This window comes from Streptomyces sp. NPDC101178, assembly GCF_044767965.1.
Lineage (GTDB): Bacteria > Actinomycetota > Actinomycetes > Streptomycetales > Streptomycetaceae > Streptomyces.
The window spans coordinates 722,839-741,215 of sequence record NZ_JBIWOZ010000004.1 but is presented as its reverse complement, the minus strand read 5'-3'; the positions used below and the strand labels follow the sequence as shown (position 1 = coordinate 741,215).

The window sequence follows — 18,377 nt, the reverse complement described above, 5'->3', positions numbered from 1 at the left end:
CGCACCGCTCACCCCACGTCACCCAAGGGAGTCACGCCAACATGAGCCGCACCTCCAAGGACACCGAACTCGCCCGCAGACTGAGCCGCCGCAACGTCCTCGGTGTCGCCGCCGGAGCCACCGCCGCCACGATCATCGGCACGGCGAGCGCCCAGGCCGCGGGCCGGGACCACGCCCAGGGACCCGGCAAGGGCCACGGACCAGGCCACGGACACGGTCACGGCAAGGGCAAGCCCGTCCTGCCCCCCGGCCGCCTCGGCATCCAGCTCTACAGCCTCCGCGACCAGATCTCCACGCTCGGCTTCGCCCCCGTCTTCGCCGAGCTGGAGAAGTACGGCTACGACGAGATCGAGCTCGCGGGCTACACCCAGGGCTCCGCAGGACCCATCACCCTCGCCCAGCTCAAGCGGCTGGCCAAGGACCACGGCCTCAACCCGATCGGCAGCCACGTCGGCTACTACGACGACAACAACCCCGGCGCCTACACCTTCGCCCAGAACCTGGAGAAGGTCCTCGACGACGCCCAGGCACTCGGCCTCAAGCACATCGGCACGGCGTCCGGCCCCTTCCGCTACGGCTCGACGGTCGACGGGTGGAAGCGGGCGGCCGACGACTTCAACACGTACGGGGCCGCCGCCCGTAAGCGCGGGATGAAGTTCTACCAGCACAACCACGCCGAGGAGTTCTCCTTCGCGACCGACAAGCCGAAGGTGCGCCTCTACGACGTCCTGCTCGCCGAGACCGACCCGGACCTGGTCTACCTGGAGATGGACATCTACTGGGCGTACTGCGCGCAGTTCCGCTTCAGCAAGCGCGCGGACGGCAGCAAGGCCCCGCTCGACCCGCTGAAGTACGTCCTGAAGCACCCGAACCGCTACCCGCTCTTCCACGTCAAGGACGGTGTCCGCGACGACACGACGCGCGACGGCTACCGCATGTCGGACGTGGGCGACGGGGACATCGACTACAAGACGTTCCTCTCCAAGGTGACCAACCGGACCCACCACGGCCGGAGCTACCACCACTGGCAGGCGGAACACGACAATCCGGTCGACTCGCTCGCCTTCGCCCGGAAGTCGAGCGAGCACCTGCACTCGCTGCGCGAGGGCCGCTGCGGCGACTGACGCGCACCGCGCATGCGGACCGGCGGGGCTATCCGATGCCCTGCCGGTCCGGCAGCAGCGCGAACTCCCGGTCGGCGGCCACCGGAACGGTGCGCTCCACGACCTGGACGAGCAGCACCCGATGCCGTACCAGCGGCTGCTTCCGCTCCTCCGGCGCCAGCAGCGACAGATCGTCCAGCCCCGCCAGCAGCCGCCGCGAAACCTGCGGGCTTCCGGCCACACACCACCGGATCTCCTCGAAGGCGAGATCCACCAGGTCCTCCCAGTCCGGCCCCTCCTGCACCAGCCGCACCCGCCCGGACCGGTCCCGGTGGTGGACGGTACCGAGCGGCAGGCCCACCACGGCGGCGAGGAACTGCACGATCCGGTCCAGGCACTGCACGGCGGTCGTCGGATCGTTCACGGACGTCGACAGGGCCCGCAGCGCGATGTCGACGAGCTGACGCAACCCGAAGGCCAGATCCTGGTGCAGGGTGCGCTCCACCCCGACGGAGACGGTGTACCGCAGCTGCCGCCGCGACGGTACGGCCCCGCCGTGGACGGCGAGCACCGGCGTGCCCGGCACCACGAAGTCCCCGATGCGGGGGATCAGCCGCAGCACGACGTCCTGCCGCCGCGCGGCCCGGACGAGCCGCGCCGTATTGACGTCCCGCAGCACCCCGGCCCGGCCCTCGTACACCACCCGCCCGGTCTCCGGCCCGAGCCCCTCGGCCCCGCCCGGCCCCCGAGGCATCCGGCCGAGCACACGGAAGGAGTCACGGGTGATCCTGTCCACCACCGGCCCGACCTGCATGAGCCGCAGCGTCGAGCTGACATAGACGATGAACAGCAGCAGGCTCAGCCCGACGAGCACCAGCGTGAGCAGGCTCTGCAGCAGCGGAACCGAGACCACCCGGCGCGGGTCGCTCTCACTCTCGTACGAGGCCATGACCAGCAGGGAGAACAGGAAGGTCGCCAGGAACACCGTCAGCGTCAGCTTGCTGATGCGGCTGCGGACGAAGATCCGCACCACCCGTGGCGTGAGCTGTCCGCCGGCCATCTGCACCGCGACCAGCGAGATGCTGAACACCACACCGATGAAGGTCATCATGGCGGAGCTGATCTGGGTGACGATCGTCTGGGTGTCCCGGGCGAAGGCCATCAGGCCACCGAGCTCGTCGTACGCCTCCTCCCGCTGGAGATACGCGACGAACTCCTCATCGACCTCGGAAGCGATCAGCCACAGCACGAACACACAGACCAACCCCATGGTCGGGGCGAACCAGAACGTGTCGCGCAGATGCTCGCGCAGGGGAGACAGCGGACGGGGTCGGCGGTAGCCGCGATCACTCATGGACGCGAAGGTAGCCCCGCTACCCCCGCAGACGGTGGAGGCCGCGGCCCCACCGGCCCGCCGCACCGCACTGACCTCCGGGTATGCGCCGGATACGCAGGTGAAAGGCGCGTCGAACCCCTGGTATTGTTTTCCATGTCGCCGCGGGGAACACACCGCGAACGGCAGACACCTTGTCCGGGTGGCGGAATGGCAGACGCGCTAGCTTGAGGTGCTAGTGCCCTTTATCGGGCGTGGGGGTTCAAGTCCCCCCTCGGACACCATGGTCAAGCGACCGAACGAAGCCGGTCAGAGCGAGACGTCATCGCTCTGACCGGCTTCGTTGTTGTGTGTTTCGCAGAGTAGATCTTGCCGGGCTCGCCGGTTCGTACACTGACGAGGGTGCGGGACCATACGGCAACCAGGATCGACGCACGTCCGGCGCCGGCCTTGCGGCGGTACGTCGGCTCGTATGTCGGGTTCGACCTGCGCGGGTTCCCGGCGGGGGTGCACTGCGGTCCGCCGGGCCGTGTGCTCACCGCGGTGATCAGCCTGTCCGACCCTCTGGGGATCGGGGCGGGCGTCGACGACGGGTCACCGGTCACCCGGTTCCGCAGCGTGGCCGGCGGTCTCATGTGCCGGTCCGTCGCGATCCACCACGACGGACGCCAGCACGGAGTGCAGGTGTCGCTGACACCCCTCGGGGCCCGGGCCGTCTACGGGATGCCCGCGGCCGCGCTCGCCCACCGGCTGGTCCCGCTCGGCGAGCTTCTCGGAGCGCTCGGCGGCGAGCTGGTCGACCGGCTCAGGGCGGCGACGACATGGGCGGCGCGGTTCGCCGTGCTGGACGAGTTGCTCCTGCGAGCCGTCGGCCGCGGCGACGGAGAGCGTCTGTACCGGGTGCGCCCCGAGGTGGCCGAGGCATGGCGCCGCCTCGTCGCGGCGCAGGGCCGCGTCCAGGTCGGGGCGGTCGCCACGGAGCTGGGCTGGAGCCGCCGGTACCTCACCGAGCGGTTCCGCGACGAGGTGGGCCTGCCACCGAAGACCTTCGCGCGCGTTCTGCGCTTCGAGCACGCGCACGACCTGGCGACGGCACAAGACCCGCTCCCGTGGGCCGATGTGGCGACCGTCTCCGGCTACGCCGACCAGGCCCATCTCGTACGGGACTGGCGCGAGTTCACCGGCCGATCGCCGACGGCCTGGCGTCGCGGCGAAGTCCTCCTCGGGACCGGGTAGTCACCGACGGGCTGCGTATCGCGCAGGCGGCCCTTCCCTTGCCTCTACTTCCCTTTCCTTCAAGACCGCCCGGACGCCGTCCTGTGACGATCGTCGGCATGAGACTCGTCAACCACGAACGCGACGCCATCGACCTGCGGACAACCCCCGTGCACCTCGGGCTGGGATCGCGAGCGAACCCCGTAGAGGGCTTCGCCTGGGACCCGGAGGTGCTCCAGGCGTACAGCGCCGCCGTCGCGGCGGACGGCACCGAGGGCCGGATGGTGGCCATCTTCGACGGCGCCGGCCCCGGCGACCACTGGGAGCGCCACCCCGCCGGCGACGAACTGGTCGTCTGCCTCACCGGGTCGGTGACGGTCACCCGCGACGTGGACGGGGTGCACAGCCGCGTCGTGCTCGGGCCGGGCGAGGCCACCGTCAACCCGGCCGGGACATGGCACGCGGTCGATATGGCGGGACCGGCGTCCATCCTGACCGTCACGGCCGGCCTCGGCACCGGCCACCGTCCCCGGACCGACGCCCGCCTCACCGAGCACGTCGGCACGCCCGGCCCGCAAGCGCCGTGACGACACGCGTCGCGTGCCTCGGCGACAGCCTCACCCGCGCGCAGCTCAGCGTCGACCACCTGGACCTTCTCGCGCGGCGCCGCCCTCCCGGCGACCTGCGGCTCGCCCGCTTCGGCGTCAACGGCGACTTCGCCTACAACCTCTTGCGGCGCCTCGATCCCGTCGTCGCGGACCCGCCCGACGTGATCACCGTGCTGATCGGGACCAACGATGCCCGAGCGAGCCTCGCCGGCTACCCCGTCGAGCAGGCCATGAAGCGCAAACACCTCCCCGAGCGCCCGTCGGCCGGCTGGTTCCAGCAGTGTCTGGGAGCAGTCGTCGAACGGCTGCGAAGGGAGACCGACGCGACGATCGGCCTGCTGTCGCTCCCGGTCCTCGGCCAACAACTCGACGGAGCGCCGGCGCGGGCGTCGCAGGCGTACACCCGGATGATCGCCGAGGTCGCCACTGCCCACGGCGCGGCCTACCTCCCGCTCCATGAACGCCAGCTTGAGGAGGTACGCCGGGCGGGCCCGCCGCCGATCCCGTACCGGGCGCCGACGCCCGCGGCGGGCGTCGCCGTCCTCCTCCGGACCGCCGTGCTGCGCCAAAGCCTCGACACGATCTCGCGGCGCCGAGGTCTCCTGCTCACGACCGACCACGTCCACCAGAACAGCCGCGGCGCCGCCCTGGTCGCCGAGGTCATCGACACCTGGCTGCCGACCCGGAGCGCATAGCCGGCCCCGGCAGCTTGAGCCGTCCGCTGCGTTCCTCTGCCCTCCTCCTGTCACGATCCGGTCTCGGACACGGAGGAGGGTCTTGTTTTCAGCCATGTAATCGATTCCAATCATCCCTGTAATCGATTCCACGGCGTCGTGCGAGCGGTCCGCCCCTGGTTTCGAGGTGTACGGAAACCACAAGGAGGTGGTCCGGACATGGCGAGCATCAAAGATGTCGCGGCCCAGGCAGGAGTCTCCGTCGCCACGGTCTCGCGGGTGCTGAACAGCCATCCGTCCGTCAGCGCCGAGGCGCGCACGCGTGTCCTCGCCGCTGTCGACGCCCTCGGCTACCGGCCCAACGCCGTGGCCCGCTCGCTGCGTACCGCGCAGACCCGGACGCTCGGCCTGGTCATCAGTGACGTACTCAATCCGTACTTCACCGAGCTGGCCCGCTTCGTCGAGGAGGAGGCCCGCGCGCTCGGCTACAGCGTCATCATCGGCAACGCCGACGAGCGGCCCGAGCTCCAGGACCACCACATCCGTACGCTCATCGACCGCAGGATCGACGGGCTGCTCGTCTCGCCGGCCGACGGCGGCTCCCCGCTCATGCGGGAGGTGGCCCAGGGCGGTACGCCGATGGTCTTCGTGGACCGCTGGATCCCGGGCATCGACGTCCCCGTCGTCCGGGCCGACGGTACGGGAGCGGTCAAAGATCTCGTCGCGCACCTGCACGGCCTCGGCCACCGCCGGCTCGCGATCATCGCCGGGCCCGCGGCGACCACCACCGGCAACGAGCGCGTCGAGGCGTTCCGGGAGGCGATGCGCGGGCTGGGGCTCGCGTTGCCCGACGCCTATATCGGGCAGGGCGACTTCCAGGCCGCCAGCGGGCGACGGGCCACCGAAGGATTCCTCGCGCTGACCGAGCCGCCCGAGGTCGTCTTCGCCGCCGACAACCTGATGGCGCTCGGCGCGCTGGACGCGATCCGGGCCCGGGGCCTGCGGGTTCCCGACGACATCGGGCTCGCCGCCTTCGACGACATCCCGTGGTTCGTCCACACGGACCCGCCGATCACCGCCATCGCCCAGCCGACCGCGGACCTGGCCCGTGCCGCCGTACGGGCGCTGGCCGACCTGATCGAAGGACGGACCCCGCGGTCCGTCACCCTGCCCGCCCGTCTCGTCGTGCGCCGCTCCTGCGGCCAGGACGCGACCGACCAGAGGAGCGAACGGTGACCGCACCGGAGGAGCGGCCGGAGCGACCGGCACCGGAGGAGGAACCGGGGCGATCGGTGCCGGAGGAGCGATCGGAGCCGACGGTGACCGCGCCGGACGAGCGACTGCCTTCACACCCGCACGAGTTGCTGCGCATCGAGGGTCTGCGCAAGACCTTCCCCGGCGTCGTGGCACTCGACAACGTCGACTTCGACCTGCGCAGAGGCGAGGTCCACGTCCTGCTCGGCGAGAACGGAGCCGGCAAGAGCACCCTCATCAAGATGCTCTCCGGCGCCTACCGGCCCGACCGCGGCCGGATCCTCGCCGATGGCCGCGAGGTGCGCATCACAGGCGCGCAGGACGCCGAACGGCTCGGTATCGCCACCATCTACCAGGAGTTCAACCTGGTGCCCGATCTGACGGTGGCCGAGAACATCTTCCTCGGCCGCCAGCCGCGCCGCTTCGGTCTCGTCGACCACCGGCGCATGCGGGCGGACGCGGAGAAGCTGCTGCGCCGGGTCGGGGTCGACGTGCGGCCGGACGCGAAGGTCCGCGAACTGGGCATCGCCCGGCTCCAGATGGTCGAGATCGCCAAGGCGCTCAGCCTGGACGCACGCGTCCTGATCATGGACGAGCCGACCGCCGTCCTCACCTCGGAAGAGGTCGAAAAACTCTTCGCCATCGTCCGGCAGTTGCGCACGGACGGCGTCGGGATCGTCTTCATCACCCACCACTTGGAGGAGATCGCCGCGCTCGGTGACCGCGTCACCGTCCTCCGCGACGGCCGCAGCGTCGACCAGGTGCCCGCCTCCACACCCGAGGACCGGCTCGTCCAGCTCATGGTGGGCCGCAGCATCGAGCAGCAGTACCCGCGCGAACGGCCCCATGCCGGTGAGGTGTTGCTGTCCGTCCGCGGGCTGACCCGGGACGGTGTCTTCCACGACATCGGCTTCGACGTGCACGCCGGTGAGGTCGTGGGCCTCGCCGGCCTCGTCGGCGCCGGTCGTACGGAGGTGGCGCGCGCGGTCTTCGGCGCCGACCCGTACGACGCCGGCACCGTCGACGTACGCGGAGAGCGCCTCGCCCGGCACGACGTGCCCGCCGCGATGGCCGCCGGGGTCGGCCTCGTGCCCGAGGACCGCAAGGGCCAGGGCCTGGTCCTGGACGCCTCCGTACAGGAGAACCTCGGCCTCGTCACCCTGCGTTCCGCCTCCCGCTCCGGGCTCGTGGACCTCAAGGGGCAGCGTACGGCGGCCGCCCGCATCGCGAAGCAGCTCGGCGTCCGCATGTCCGGGCTCGGCCAGCACGTCCGTACGCTCTCCGGCGGCAACCAGCAGAAGGTCGTCATCGGCAAGTGGCTGCTGGCCGACACCCGGGTGCTCATCCTGGACGAGCCCACCCGCGGCATCGACGTCGGCGCCAAGGTCGAGATCTACCAGCTCATCAACGAACTCACCGCATCCGGTCACGCCGTCCTGATGATCTCCAGCGACCTGCCCGAAGTCCTCGGTATGAGCGACCGGGTGCTGGTCATGGCCCAGGGCCGGATCGCCGGCGAACTCGCGGCCGAACAGGCAACTCAGGACGCCGTCATGGCCCTCGCGGTCGGTACCGCCGCGACGCACGAACACGAACTCCCCGCACCGAAGAAGGAAGAAGAGGAGGGCCCCCGTGGCCACTGAGACACTCAAGAGTGACACGGGCGCGGGTGGCACCTCCGTGATACGCCGCGTCCTGCTCGACAACGGCGCACTCAGCGCCCTGGTCGTCCTGGTGGTGGCGATGTCGCTGCTCTCCGGCGACTTCCTCACCACCCAGAACCTGCTGAACGTCGGCGTGCAGGCGGCGGTCACCGCGATCCTCGCGTTCGGTGTCACCTTCGTCATCGTCTCGGCGGGCATCGACCTGTCCGTCGGCTCGGTGGCGGCCCTCTCCGCGACGGTCCTCGCCTGGTCGGCGACGTCCGCCGGCGTCCCGGTGGTCCTGGCGGTCGTGCTCGCGATCGTCACCGGCATCGCCTGCGGCTTCGTGAACGGCGCCCTCATCTCGTACGGCAAACTCCCGCCGTTCATCGCGACGCTGGCCATGCTCTCGATCGCCCGGGGCCTCTCGCTCGTCATCTCGCAGGGCAGCCCGATCGCGTTCCCCGACTCCGTCTCGCGGCTCGGCGACACGCTCGGCGGCTGGCTCCCCGTACCGGTCCTCGTGATGATCGCGATGGGCCTGATCACCGCACTCATCCTGGGCCGGACCTTCATCGGCCGCTCGATGTACGCGATCGGCGGCAACGAGGAGGCGGCCCGGCTCTCCGGTCTCCGCGTCAAGCGCCAGAAGATCGTCATCTACGCGCTCTCCGGCCTCTTCGCCGCCGTCGCGGGCATCGTCCTGGCCTCGCGTCTCGTCTCCGCGCAGCCGCAGGCCGCCCAGGGGTACGAACTCGACGCCATCGCCGCGGTCGTCATCGGCGGCGCCAGCCTGGCGGGCGGCGTCGGCAAGGCATCCGGCACGCTGATCGGCGCGCTGATCCTCGCCGTCCTCCGCAACGGCCTCAACCTCCTCTCGGTCTCCGCGTTCTGGCAGCAGGTGGTCATCGGCGTCGTCATCGCGCTCGCCGTCCTCCTCGACACCCTGCGCCGCAAGGCCGGTTCTGGCGCGGCCTCCTCGGCCGGAGCGACTCCGGGCGCTCCGGGAGCGGGTCGCAAGGGTGCGTTCAAGTTCGCCGGAGCGGCGCTCGCCGTGGCGCTCGTCGTCGGCGGGGTGTCCTACTTCAACTCCGGTTCGTCCGGCGGCACGACGAAGGTCGGCATGTCCCTCTCGACGCTCAACAACCCCTTCTTCGTGCAGATGAAGGACGGCGCGCAGGCCGAGGCGAAGAAGGCGGGTATCGACCTCACCGTCACCGACGCCCAGAACGACGCCTCGCAGCAGGCCAACCAGCTGCAGAACTTCACCAGTTCGGGCGTCTCGTCGATCATCGTCAACCCGGTCGACTCCGATGCCGTCGGACCGGGTGTCCGCAGCGCCAACAAGGCCGACATCCCCGTGATCGCCGCCGACCGGGGCGTGAACAAGGCCGAGGCCGCCACCCTTGTCGCCTCCGACAACGTGGCGGGCGGCAAGCTCGCCGCCGACGCGCTGGCCGACAAGCTCGGCGGCAAGGGCAGCATCGTCATCCTCCAGGGCACGGCGGGCACCTCCGCCAGCCGCGAGCGCGGTGCGGGCTTCGCCGAAGGGCTCAAGGCGTACCCGGACATCGAGGTGGTCGCCAAGCAGCCCGCGGACTTCGACCGCACCAAGGGCCTGGACGTCATGACCAACCTGGTCCAGTCCCACCCGGGCATCACCGGCGTCTTCGCCGAGAACGACGAGATGGCGCTGGGCGCGGCCAAGGCGCTCGGCAGCAAGGCCGGTACGTCCGTGTCGGTCGTCGGCTTCGACGGCACCCCGGACGGCCTGAAGGCGGTCGAGGCCGGGACGCTGTACGCGTCGGTGGCCCAACAGCCCAGTGAAATCGGCCGGATCGCGGTGCTGAACGCCGTGAAGGCGGCCAAGGGCGACCAGGTGGAGAGCACGGTGAAGGTGCCGGTCAAGGTGGTCACGCGGGAGAACGTGGCCGACTTCTCCTGACACGACCGCGCCGCCCCGGCCCCGACCGACGAAAGCAGGAAGCATGCACGACAACGCCCCCGACGACCGGTACCGGTACGACCTCCTGGTCGTCGGCTCGGCCAACGCCGACCTGGTGATCGGCGTCGAACGCCGCCCCGCCCCCGGCGAGACGGTGCTCGGCTCCGACCTGGCGGTCCACCCGGGCGGCAAGGGCGCCAACCAGGCAGTCGCGGCGGCCCGGTTGGGAGCCCGCACGGCGCTGCTCGCCCGGGTCGGCGACGACGACCACGGCCAGCTGCTGCTGGAGAGCCAGCGCGCGGCGGGCGTGGACACGGACGGCGTCCTCGTCGGCGGGGCCCCGACCGGCGTCGCGCTGATCACCGTCGACCCCTCGGGTGACAACAGCATCGTGGTGTCCCCGGGCGCCAACGGGCACCTGACCCCCGAGGACCTACGGGCGGCGGCCCCGCTGCTGGCCGCCGCCCGGGTGGTCTCCGTACAGCTGGAGATCCCCCTGGACACGGTCGCGGAGACGGCCCGCCGTCTGGCCCCCGGGTCCCGCCTCGTCCTCAACCCGTCCCCGCCCGCCCCGCTGCCCGACGAGGTGCTGGCCGCCTGCGACCCGCTGGTGGTCAACGAGCACGAGGCGCGGTACATCCTCGGCGAGGCCGCGGGCGAGGCGCCGCACGACTGGGCCCCCGCCCTGCTCGCGCTGGGCCCGCGCTCGGTCGTGATCACGCTGGGCGCGGCGGGCGCGCTGGTGGCCGACAGCCGTACGGACTCCCTGGACCACCTGGTCAGCCCGAAGGTGGAGGCCGTCGACACGACGGGGGCCGGGGACGCGTTCACCGCCGCTCTGGCCTGGCGCCTGGGCCGGGGCGACGAGGTGCGGGAGGCGGCGGCCTTCGCGGTACGGGTGGGGGCGGCGGCCGTCATGTCGAAGGGTGCGCAGGCGTCCTTCCCGAGGCTGGACGAGGTCGACGCCCTGTGAAGAAGTCGGGCATCCTGAACCGCCACTTGGCCGGGGCCATCGCCGAACTCGGGCACGGCGACGAGGTGTTGATCTGCGATGCCGGTATGCCGATCCCACCCGGGCCGCGCGTCGTCGACCTCGCCTTCCGCGCCGGTGTCCCGTCGTTCGCGGAGGTACTGGCCGGTCTGCTCGACGAGTTGGTGGTCGAGGGAGCGACGGCGGCCCTGGAGGTACGCGATGCCAACCCGGAGGCCGCATCGCTCCTGGACAGCCGCTTCCCCGGCCTGGACCTGATCCCGCACGACGACCTGAAGGCGCGCACGGCGTCGGCCCGTCTGGTCGTACGGACGGGGGAGGCCCGGCCGTACGCGAATGTGCTGCTGCGGTGCGGGGTGTTCTTCTGAGCGGGCTCGCGGTGCCGGCCTCGATGATCGGGACGGCGGCCGTCCGCCGCAAGGCCGGGGACGGGGCAGGGACCGGGTAGCCGTCCGGCAGGTGCTCGGCCGGGGAGGGACCCGGCCGAGCACCTGCCGGTCAGCTGTCCGCCGGCCGCTCCAGTGCCACCCTGGGCAGCCGCCTGGCCAGTGGCGCGGGCAGCCACCATGCCCACCGGCCGAGCAGTTGCATCGCGGCCGGGACGATCAGGCAGCGGATCACCAGCGCGTCGACCAGGATCGCCACCGCCAGGCCCAGGCCGAACTGCTGGAGCATCCGGTCCGCGCTCAGCATGAAGGCGCCGAACACCACGATCATGATGGCCCCGGCCGCCGTGATCACCTTGCCGGTGGAGGCCAGCCCTTCCCGTACGGCGAGGGAGTGGTCCTTCGTACGCTCCCACTCCTCGTGGATCCGCGAGATCAGGAACACCTCGTAGTCCATGGAGAGTCCGAACACGATCGCGAAGATCAGGACGGGCAGGAACGCCTCGATCGGGCCCGGCTGCACCCCGAACCAGCCCTCCTGGAACACCAGGGTCATCGCCCCGAGAGCGGCGGAGATCGAGAGGAGGTTCAGCAGGGCGGCCTTGAGCGGGATCAGCACCGACCGGAACACCAGCATCAGCAGCAGGGAGGAGAGTCCGACGACGACCGCGACGAACAGCGGCAGCCCCTGCGAGACCGTCTCCGCGAAGTCCTGGGACGCCGCCGTGGCGCCGCCGACCAGGATCTCGGCGCCGGTGTCGCGCTCCAGGCCCGGGGCCACGTCGTCACGCAGGTGGTGGACGAGATCCGTGGTGCCGGCGTCCTGGGGTGCCGACTCGGGGAAGACGATCACCGTGGAGAGCGCGCCGTCCTCCGACCGGATCGCGGGTCCGACCGCCGCCACGCCCTCCGCCTTCGCCAGCCCGGCCCGTACGTCCCGGCCCGCGGCCTCATCGCCCTGGGCCAGGACGACCAACGGGCCGTTGAAGCCGGGGCCGAAGCCCTCGGCGAGCAGGTCGTACGCCTGCTTCGACGTCGACGTCGCCGGGTCGTTGCCCGCGTCGGCGAAACCGAGGCGCATGCCCAGCGCCGGTGCGGACAGGGCCAGGAGAGCGAGGACGGCGACCATCAGGGAGGGGAGCGGGCGGCGCTGGACGGCTGAGGCCAGTGAGCGCCAACGGCTCCCCTCCACCTTGCCCCTGGCCTTCGTCCCGAGCGCGTGCTTCAGCACATGGCGCTGGATGCGCCTGCCGAAGAACGCCAGCAGCGCGGGCAGCAGGATCAGTGACGCCGCCATGGTGGTCAGCACCGTCAGGGCCAGGGCGAGAGCCACGCCCTGCAGCGAGCCGAGGCCGAGCGCGACCAGGCCCAGCAGAGCGATGATCACCGTGCAGCCGGCGAAGAAGACCGTACGGCCGGCGGCGTCCAGGGCCGTCCGGGTCGCGGCGGCCGGGTCCGCGCCCTCGGTCAGCTCGTGCCGGTACCGGTAGAAGATCAGCAAGGCGTAGTCGACGCCGACGCCGAGTCCGACGAGCATCGTGATGGGCGGAGTGAAGTCGGCGATGGTGAAGACGTGCGAGGCCAGTGTGATCAGGCCGAGTGCGGCGCCCACCGCGAAGAGGGCAGTGACCAGCGGTACGGCGGCCGCGACGACGGAGCCGAAGAGCAGCCCGAGGATGATCACGGCGGCCAGGATGCCCGCCAGTTCCGCGGTCGGGCTCCCCTTCTCCTCGGCACCGCGCACGGCGTCACCGCCGAGTTCGACCTGGAGCCCGTCCGCCTCGGCGCCCTGGGCCGTGTCGATGATCGCGCTGACATCCTCCTTGGGCACCGCCTCGGCCTTGCCGTCGAGGGTCACCGTGGCGTAGCCGATCGTGCCGTCACCGGAGACCGCGGAGGCGTCGGCGTACGGACTTCGAACCTCGGCGACGCCGGGCAGTGCCGCCACCTCGGCCAGCATCCTCTCCACGGCGGCCTTGCGCCCGTCGATACCCGCGCCGTCCTTCAGCACGATCTCGACGCTGTCGCCGGCCTGGGCCGAACCGTGGTGCGTGAACAGGTCGGTGGCCGCCTGGGAATCGGTGCCCGGCAGCGAGAAGTCGTTCTTGTACGCGGATCCCGCCGCCTGCGAGCCCAGCGTGACGGCGGCCAGGACGGCCACCCAGAGGAGCAGGGCGGCCCAGCGATGGCGCTGCGCCCAGCCGGCCACGGCACCGAACCTGCCGCCGCGCGGGCGATCGGGCCGGTCCGGCAGGGGCGGGGCGGTGGCGCGGGTGGGAGACATGGGTGGCTACCTCGTGTTCGAGCGTGCGTGGCCTGATGTGAGGAGCGCGCCCACCACCGCGCCGACGAGGGCGGGCCCGGCGACGGCCAGGGCGATCAGTACGCCGCCGAGTTCCCGCTGGACGGCTCCGGCGGCCATGACCGGCAGGATCCCGGCTGCCGCCCCGACGAGCGCGCCGACGACGGCCGCCGATGCCCGTCCGGAGGAGGCGGGTGCGTTCCTGCCGTCGATCGTGCCCGTGGGGCGGGGCCGGGGGCATCGGCCCCGGGAGGACACCCGGCGTACCCCCGTGGACGCAGGCCGCCATCCCCGGCCTACCCCAGGGGTAGCAGGACATCCGTGGCCCGCCCCACCAGTGGCACCGCGCCGGGGCCTACTGGTCCGCCAGCCAGCCCGGGCTGACCATCCCGGACTCGTACGCCACCACCACGACCTGCGACCTGTCCCGCGTGCCCAGCTTGGTCATGATGCGGCTGACATGGGTCTTCGCCGTCGACGGGGACAGCACCAGCCGCTTCGCGATGTCGTCGTTCGTCAGGCCCGCGGCCACCAGCCGCATCACCTCGCGCTCCCGCGCGGTGAGGACGTCCACCCGCGGGTCGTGGACCGGACCCTTCACCCGGCCCGCGAACTCGGAGATGAGCCGCCGGGTGACCGACGGGCTGATCAGGGCGTCCCCACGGGCGGCGACCCGTACCGCCTGGAGCAGTTCCTCCGGTTCCGTGTCCTTCACCAGGAAACCCGTCGCACCGGCGCGCAGCGCCCCGTAGACATAGTCGTCCAGGTCGAAGGTCGTCAGGATGACCACCTTCACCGATGCCAGCCGCTCGTCCCCGGCGATCGCCCGAGTGGCGTCCAGGCCGTCCGTCCCGGGCATCCGGATGTCCATCAGGACGACGTCCGGACGGAGTTCGCGGCAGGCCGTGACCGCTGCCTCTCCGTCCCCGGCCTCTCCCACCACCTCGATACCGGCCGCGTCCTCCAGGATCGACCGGAAACCGGCCCGGACGAGGCGCTGGTCATCCGCCAGCAGGACCCTGATCATCGATCGCTCCGCTCTGTCGGCTCTCCTTGGACCCCGTACGGCAGCCGGGCCCGCACCGTGAATCCGCCCTCCGGCCGTCGGCCCGCCGTCAGCTCGCCGCCCAGAGCCCTCGCTCGCTCGGTCATGCCGGTGATTCCCGTGCCGCTGCCCGGCCCGGCCGCTCCGGCCGCCGGACCCCGGCCGTCGTCCTCTACGGCCAGCGCCAGCTCCCGGTCCCCGTACGCGACCCTGACCACGACCTCCCCGGCGCCGCTGTGCCGGGCGGCGTTGGTCAGCGACTCCTGCACGATGCGGTACGCGGCCAGGTCGACCGGGGCGGGCAGCGGGCGTTCGGATCCCGTCCTCTCGATCCGCACCGGGAGACCCGCCCGTTCCGCCGAGGCCACCAGCTCGTCCGCCCGGGCCAGCCCCGGCGCGGGCGCCCTGGGCGCCTCCTCGTCGACCTGGCGCAGCACACCGAGGGTCGCCCTCAGCTCCCGCAGGGTCTCCCGGCTGCTCGCCTTGATCGCGCCGAGCGCCTCCTCGGCCTGGGCAGGATCCTTCCGCAGCCGGTACAGGGCCGCGCCCGCCTGCACATTGATCAACGAGATGTTGTGCCCGATCACATCGTGCAGCTCACGGGCGATGCGCAACCGCTCCTCGGTGGCCCGCAGCCTGGCTTCCTCCTCGGCGTACGCCAGCCGCCCGTGGCGCACACTGCCGAGGGCCACGACGGCGACCAGCCAGCCGGTGAGCATGAACACCGCCGTGCCGTTGACATCGCTGTCGCCCAGGAGAGTGCCGGCCGACATGCCGATCACCATCACCGAGGCCATGGCCAGAGCGGCCCGCAGCCGGCCCTGAGCGGCGATGGCGTAGAGCGCCACGATCGGCACCACGACCAGTGGGCCGTCGACGGAGCTCAGCAGGTGGTAGCCGCCGGTGGCCACGACGGTGAACCAGCCCACCGCCACCGGATACCGGCGCCGGAACAGCAGCGCCCCGCACACCGCCGTGATCAGCAGCCAGGACGCGATCAGCGAGGGCAGCGAGTCCCCGCCACGGTTGAGCCGCTGCCCCTCGGCACCGAGCGCGACCAGTACGAAGACCCCGGAGGCCAGCGCGGCGTCGGCGCGGGCGCCGCGGGGCAGCCGGGAACGGATCCGGTCGAGAGGAGACACGGGGCCATTCTGCCCGCGCCCCGGGCCGGAGCCGGACCACGCTGCCCGCGCCGCCGCCCCGGCCCGTGACTCGGCCGCCGCTCACGCCCGGCCCACCAGCTCCGCCAGCGCCCTGGCCAGCGCGTCGAGCCCCGGCCCCGAAGGCCCGCCCGGCTCGGTCATGTACGTGTCGCGGCGGATCTCGATCATCAGGGCCGTGACCCGGCGGTCCGTGCCGTAGTGCTTCAGCGGGACGTACGTACCGGCGAACGGGCTGTCGACGCCCGTCCCGCCGAAACCGGCGAACGCCTCCTCCGCGAGGGCGCGCAGCTCCGGCGGGGTGTGGAGCGGGTCGGTGCCGAGGCAGATCGATGGGCGGGGGGCCGTGCCGTGGAGTTCGTACGGGAGTGGCGCCGTCGGGTACGAGTGCACGTCGACGATCACCGCGCGGCCCGTGGCGGCGATCCGGGCGTCCACCGCCTCCGTCATCGCCTGCGCGTACGGGCGGAAGTAGCTTTCCAGCAGCGGGCGTTGGTCCGATTCAGGGGTGCGGAGGCGTTCGCGGTGGGTGGTGTGCGTGTAGACCGCGCCCATGCCCGCCGCGCGCATCTCCTCACGGTCGTCCGGGAAGCGCTCCGGGTCGACGACCAGGCGGGAGAGGGCGTTGACGTGACGCCAGGGCCGGACGGAGCAGAACTCGACCGCGCGGGCCGCCAGTTCGGCCGTGTGCGCGTCGGTGATGTGGTCGAGTTCCCGCTCCAGAGCACCGTCGTCCAGCAGGACTCCGTCGCGTACCTCTCCGGGAATCGTCCGGGAGCCGTGCGGTACGTGCAGCAGTACCGGGGAGTCGGGGCTTCCGGGGAGGAGGTGGAACGAGGGCTGGGGGACGGTGCTCATGGAGCGGGTCCTTCACAGGCGGGGCCGGGGCCCCGATTGTTTCACCTGCGGCGTCAGTGGGCGGAGCCGATCACCGGGTAGTGGTCGGAGAGGTTCGTGTACGTGTAGTTCTTGCCCCAGCTGGAGACCGTCCAGGGTGCGCTCTGCTCCTTGATCACGTCGTTCTTCCAGCCCGACGGCTTCGCGTGGCCGGCGCGGTGCAGGACGTGGTCCAGGTCCTCGCGGGGGTCGTTCGGGTAGCGCTCGGAGGCTATGGAGTTGTCGCGGGTGTCGAAGGAGTACGGGTGGCCCGTCTTCGAGTCCGGCGCGGTCAGGTCCGCGTCCTTGAGGAAGGAGGCGTACTCGGCGGAGTGGCCGTCCACGTTGAAGTCACCCGCCACGATGACCTGTTCGGCGGCCGGGATCTTCTTGGCGTCCAGGAAGGCGTCCAGCGCCTTGAACTGGCGGCTGCGCATCTGGGCGGCCTCGCCCGCCGAGCAGCCGGGGTCGGTCGACTGGGCGTGGGTGCCGACGACGTGGACGCGGGCGCCGTTGACGTTCAACACGGTATAGGCGAAGCCCTTGTTGGACCACCAGTCGGCGCCGCAGGCGTCCTTGTAGACGTACTGCTCCTTGCGGACGATCGGCCACTTGCTCAGGATCGTGACGCCGCCGTCCTCCGGGGTCGTCGCCGAGTACGAGCCGCCGGTGGCGTCCCAGCCGCTCTTGCTCCGGCCGACCACCGGCGTCTGGTACGGGTACTGGGCGGCGGAGTTCCGCTGCAGGGCGTCGGAGGCCCCGTTGTCGAAGGCCTCCTGGATCACGACCACGTCGTTGCCCCGGAAGAACGAGGTCTTCGGGATCTCCGCCGCCCGGTGGTCCTGGCCCCAGTTGGGGTACAGGGTCTTGCTGAAGATGAACGCGTTGTACGAGAGCACCCGCAGCGACGGAGTGTCGGTGGTCGCCGCCGCGGCCTGGGGCGTGTGCACGGCCAGCGGGACGGCGGCGAGGGCGGCGGAGAGGGCCACGCCGGAAAGGCGGCGGAACGTGGAGTGCGGCACGAGGTCTCCTGCTGAATGAGTGGGGGCGTACCGGGTGGCACCCATCAAAGCAGCGGGAGTTACCCACGGGTAGACATCGGATGCCGTCAGTCTGTCCGGACGAATGCCATCAGGGATCGGCCGCAGGCCGGCGCGGTCCTGCTCAGCCCAGCTCGGCGTAGACGATGAGGTTGTCCACCGGGTGGCCCTCCGCGTCGAACGCTCCGTCGCAGGTGACCAGCCGCAGCGTGCTGTCCTTGGTCGCGCCGTAGACCCGCTCGGTCGGGAACGCCTTCTTGCTGACCGTCTCCTTGCTCGTGACGGTGAAGCGGAGGGATGTGCCGTCGCCGTCGCGGACCACGACCTCGGCGCCTTTGCGGATGTCCTTGAGGTCGTGGAAGACGGCCCGGCCGAAGCGGGTGTCGTTGTGGCCGATCAGGACGGCCGGCCCTGGACGTCCGGGTACGGCTCCGCCCGTGTACCAGCCTGCCGTCATGCCCTTCTCCGCGGGCGGGACCTCGACCGTGCCGTCCGCGTTGAGCCCCAGGCGCATGAGGGGGCTGCTGATCTTGAGGGAGGGGATGGTGACCCGGGTGGGGGCGGCCGGGGCGTCCGTGGCGGACGGTTGTCCGTGCGTGGTCGTGGGGGTCGGCGCCGAGGGCGCCGGAGCCGACGCTGCCGCCGGGGGCGCGGCTGCCGACGGTGCCGGTCCGGCGCAGGCCGTCAGGGCCGCGCAGGTCAGCAGTGCGGTGAGCAGGGCTGCCGTTCGGGGCCGGCGGGAGGAGGTGAGGGCGGGCATGAGGGGCTCCAGGGGCGAGCACCGGGCGTGGCGCCGCCCCGG

17 protein-coding genes and 1 tRNA gene are annotated in these 18,377 nt (G+C 71.7%); 10 read left to right on the top strand and 8 right to left on the bottom strand.

The genetic code is table 11. The features are described from left to right. Window positions 1-41 precede the first annotated feature (41 nt). Window positions 42-1,124: a sugar phosphate isomerase/epimerase family protein gene (locus ACIRR8_RS15610; protein ID WP_404064199.1), complete on the top strand. Its 1,083-nt coding sequence runs from the start codon at window positions 42-44 to the stop codon at window positions 1,122-1,124. Between the two features lie 28 nt (window positions 1,125-1,152). On the opposite strand, the gene ACIRR8_RS15605 is transcribed toward ACIRR8_RS15610, so the two are convergent. Then, window positions 1,153-2,457, bottom strand: a complete 1,305-nt coding sequence (locus ACIRR8_RS15605; RefSeq protein ID WP_404064197.1) for a DUF2254 domain-containing protein — start codon at window positions 2,455-2,457, stop codon at window positions 1,153-1,155. A gap of 175 nt (window positions 2,458-2,632) precedes the next feature. On the opposite strand from ACIRR8_RS15605, the gene ACIRR8_RS15600 reads away from it, so the two are divergent. The 9 genes from ACIRR8_RS15600 to rbsD all read left to right on the top strand — a co-directional run bounded on the left by ACIRR8_RS15600 (window position 2,633) and on the right by rbsD (window position 11,134). Then, window positions 2,633-2,720, top strand: a tRNA-Leu gene (locus tag ACIRR8_RS15600). Window positions 2,721-2,838: 118 nt separating this feature from the next. Then, window positions 2,839-3,672, top strand: coding sequence for a helix-turn-helix domain-containing protein (locus tag ACIRR8_RS15595; protein ID WP_404064194.1), 834 nt, complete (start codon window positions 2,839-2,841; stop codon window positions 3,670-3,672). Between the two features lie 98 nt (window positions 3,673-3,770). After that, complete coding sequence (locus ACIRR8_RS15590; RefSeq protein WP_404064192.1) at window positions 3,771-4,238, top strand: cupin domain-containing protein; 468 nt, start codon at window positions 3,771-3,773, stop codon at window positions 4,236-4,238. Then, complete coding sequence (locus ACIRR8_RS15585) at window positions 4,235-4,954, top strand: SGNH/GDSL hydrolase family protein (protein WP_404064190.1); 720 nt, start codon at window positions 4,235-4,237, stop codon at window positions 4,952-4,954. Before ACIRR8_RS15590 ends, ACIRR8_RS15585 begins: the two co-directional genes overlap by 4 nt. 198 nt (window positions 4,955-5,152) lie before the next feature. Further along, window positions 5,153-6,169 carry a LacI family DNA-binding transcriptional regulator gene (locus ACIRR8_RS15580; RefSeq protein ID WP_404064187.1) on the top strand — a complete coding sequence of 339 codons (1,017 nt, stop codon included), beginning with the start codon at window positions 5,153-5,155 and terminating at the stop codon, window positions 6,167-6,169. A gap of 83 nt (window positions 6,170-6,252) precedes the next feature. Beyond that, on the top strand, window positions 6,253-7,830 hold the full coding sequence (locus ACIRR8_RS15575; protein ID WP_404064354.1) for a sugar ABC transporter ATP-binding protein: 1,578 nt from the start codon (window positions 6,253-6,255) through the stop codon (window positions 7,828-7,830). After that, complete coding sequence (locus ACIRR8_RS15570) at window positions 7,820-9,775, top strand: substrate-binding domain-containing protein (RefSeq protein WP_404064185.1); 1,956 nt, start codon at window positions 7,820-7,822, stop codon at window positions 9,773-9,775. The genes ACIRR8_RS15575 and ACIRR8_RS15570 overlap by 11 nt, the downstream gene beginning before the upstream one ends. A gap of 43 nt (window positions 9,776-9,818) precedes the next feature. Next, window positions 9,819-10,748: a ribokinase gene (locus ACIRR8_RS15565; protein ID WP_404064183.1), complete on the top strand. Its 930-nt coding sequence runs from the start codon at window positions 9,819-9,821 to the stop codon at window positions 10,746-10,748. After that, window positions 10,745-11,134, top strand: coding sequence for a D-ribose pyranase (rbsD, locus tag ACIRR8_RS15560; protein WP_404064180.1), 390 nt, complete (start codon window positions 10,745-10,747; stop codon window positions 11,132-11,134). The genes ACIRR8_RS15565 and rbsD overlap by 4 nt, the downstream gene beginning before the upstream one ends. Before the next feature lie 130 nt (window positions 11,135-11,264). Here rbsD and ACIRR8_RS15555 read toward each other — a convergent pair whose 3' ends face one another. From ACIRR8_RS15555 to ACIRR8_RS15525, 7 genes are all read right to left on the bottom strand, one after another. After that, window positions 11,265-13,436, bottom strand: coding sequence for an MMPL family transporter (locus ACIRR8_RS15555; RefSeq protein ID WP_404064177.1), 2,172 nt, complete (start codon window positions 13,434-13,436; stop codon window positions 11,265-11,267). 6 nt (window positions 13,437-13,442) lie between these two features. Continuing rightward, window positions 13,443-13,574, bottom strand: coding sequence for a hypothetical protein (locus ACIRR8_RS15550; protein WP_404064174.1), 132 nt, complete (start codon window positions 13,572-13,574; stop codon window positions 13,443-13,445). 235 nt (window positions 13,575-13,809) lie between these two features. Then, window positions 13,810-14,481, bottom strand: coding sequence for a response regulator (locus ACIRR8_RS15545; RefSeq protein ID WP_404064172.1), 672 nt, complete (start codon window positions 14,479-14,481; stop codon window positions 13,810-13,812). Next, complete coding sequence (locus tag ACIRR8_RS15540) at window positions 14,478-15,641, bottom strand: sensor histidine kinase (protein ID WP_404064170.1); 1,164 nt, start codon at window positions 15,639-15,641, stop codon at window positions 14,478-14,480. The genes ACIRR8_RS15545 and ACIRR8_RS15540 overlap by 4 nt, the downstream gene beginning before the upstream one ends. 81 nt (window positions 15,642-15,722) lie before the next feature. Then, window positions 15,723-16,517: an N-formylglutamate amidohydrolase gene (locus tag ACIRR8_RS15535; RefSeq protein WP_404064166.1), complete on the bottom strand. Its 795-nt coding sequence runs from the start codon at window positions 16,515-16,517 to the stop codon at window positions 15,723-15,725. A gap of 53 nt (window positions 16,518-16,570) precedes the next feature. Beyond that, complete coding sequence (gene sph, locus ACIRR8_RS15530; protein ID WP_404064163.1) at window positions 16,571-17,557, bottom strand: sphingomyelin phosphodiesterase; 987 nt, start codon at window positions 17,555-17,557, stop codon at window positions 16,571-16,573. Between the two features lie 142 nt (window positions 17,558-17,699). Further along, window positions 17,700-18,335 (bottom strand): class F sortase, encoded by a 636-nt coding sequence (locus ACIRR8_RS15525; RefSeq protein ID WP_404064160.1) that lies wholly within the window; start codon window positions 18,333-18,335, stop codon window positions 17,700-17,702. Window positions 18,336-18,377 lie beyond the last annotated feature (42 nt).

Excerpts from the sequence above, each read along its gene's own strand:
- ACIRR8_RS15610 (WP_404064199.1), top strand. The coding sequence starts at position 42 with ATGAGCCGCACCTCCAAGGACACCGAACTCGCCCGCAGACTGAGCCGC.
- ACIRR8_RS15605 (WP_404064197.1), bottom strand. The coding sequence starts at position 2,457 with ATGAGTGATCGCGGCTACCGCCGACCCCGTCCGCTGTCTCCCCTGCGC.
- ACIRR8_RS15590 (WP_404064192.1), top strand. The coding sequence starts at position 3,771 with ATGAGACTCGTCAACCACGAACGCGACGCCATCGACCTGCGGACAACC.
- ACIRR8_RS15580 (WP_404064187.1), top strand. The coding sequence starts at position 5,153 with ATGGCGAGCATCAAAGATGTCGCGGCCCAGGCAGGAGTCTCCGTCGCC.
- ACIRR8_RS15565 (WP_404064183.1), top strand. The coding sequence starts at position 9,819 with ATGCACGACAACGCCCCCGACGACCGGTACCGGTACGACCTCCTGGTC.
- ACIRR8_RS15555 (WP_404064177.1), bottom strand. The coding sequence starts at position 13,436 with ATGTCTCCCACCCGCGCCACCGCCCCGCCCCTGCCGGACCGGCCCGAT.
- ACIRR8_RS15550 (WP_404064174.1), bottom strand. The coding sequence starts at position 13,574 with ATGGCCGCCGGAGCCGTCCAGCGGGAACTCGGCGGCGTACTGATCGCC.
- ACIRR8_RS15545 (WP_404064172.1), bottom strand. The coding sequence starts at position 14,481 with ATGATCAGGGTCCTGCTGGCGGATGACCAGCGCCTCGTCCGGGCCGGT.
- ACIRR8_RS15535 (WP_404064166.1), bottom strand. The coding sequence starts at position 16,517 with ATGAGCACCGTCCCCCAGCCCTCGTTCCACCTCCTCCCCGGAAGCCCC.
- ACIRR8_RS15525 (WP_404064160.1), bottom strand. The coding sequence starts at position 18,335 with ATGCCCGCCCTCACCTCCTCCCGCCGGCCCCGAACGGCAGCCCTGCTC.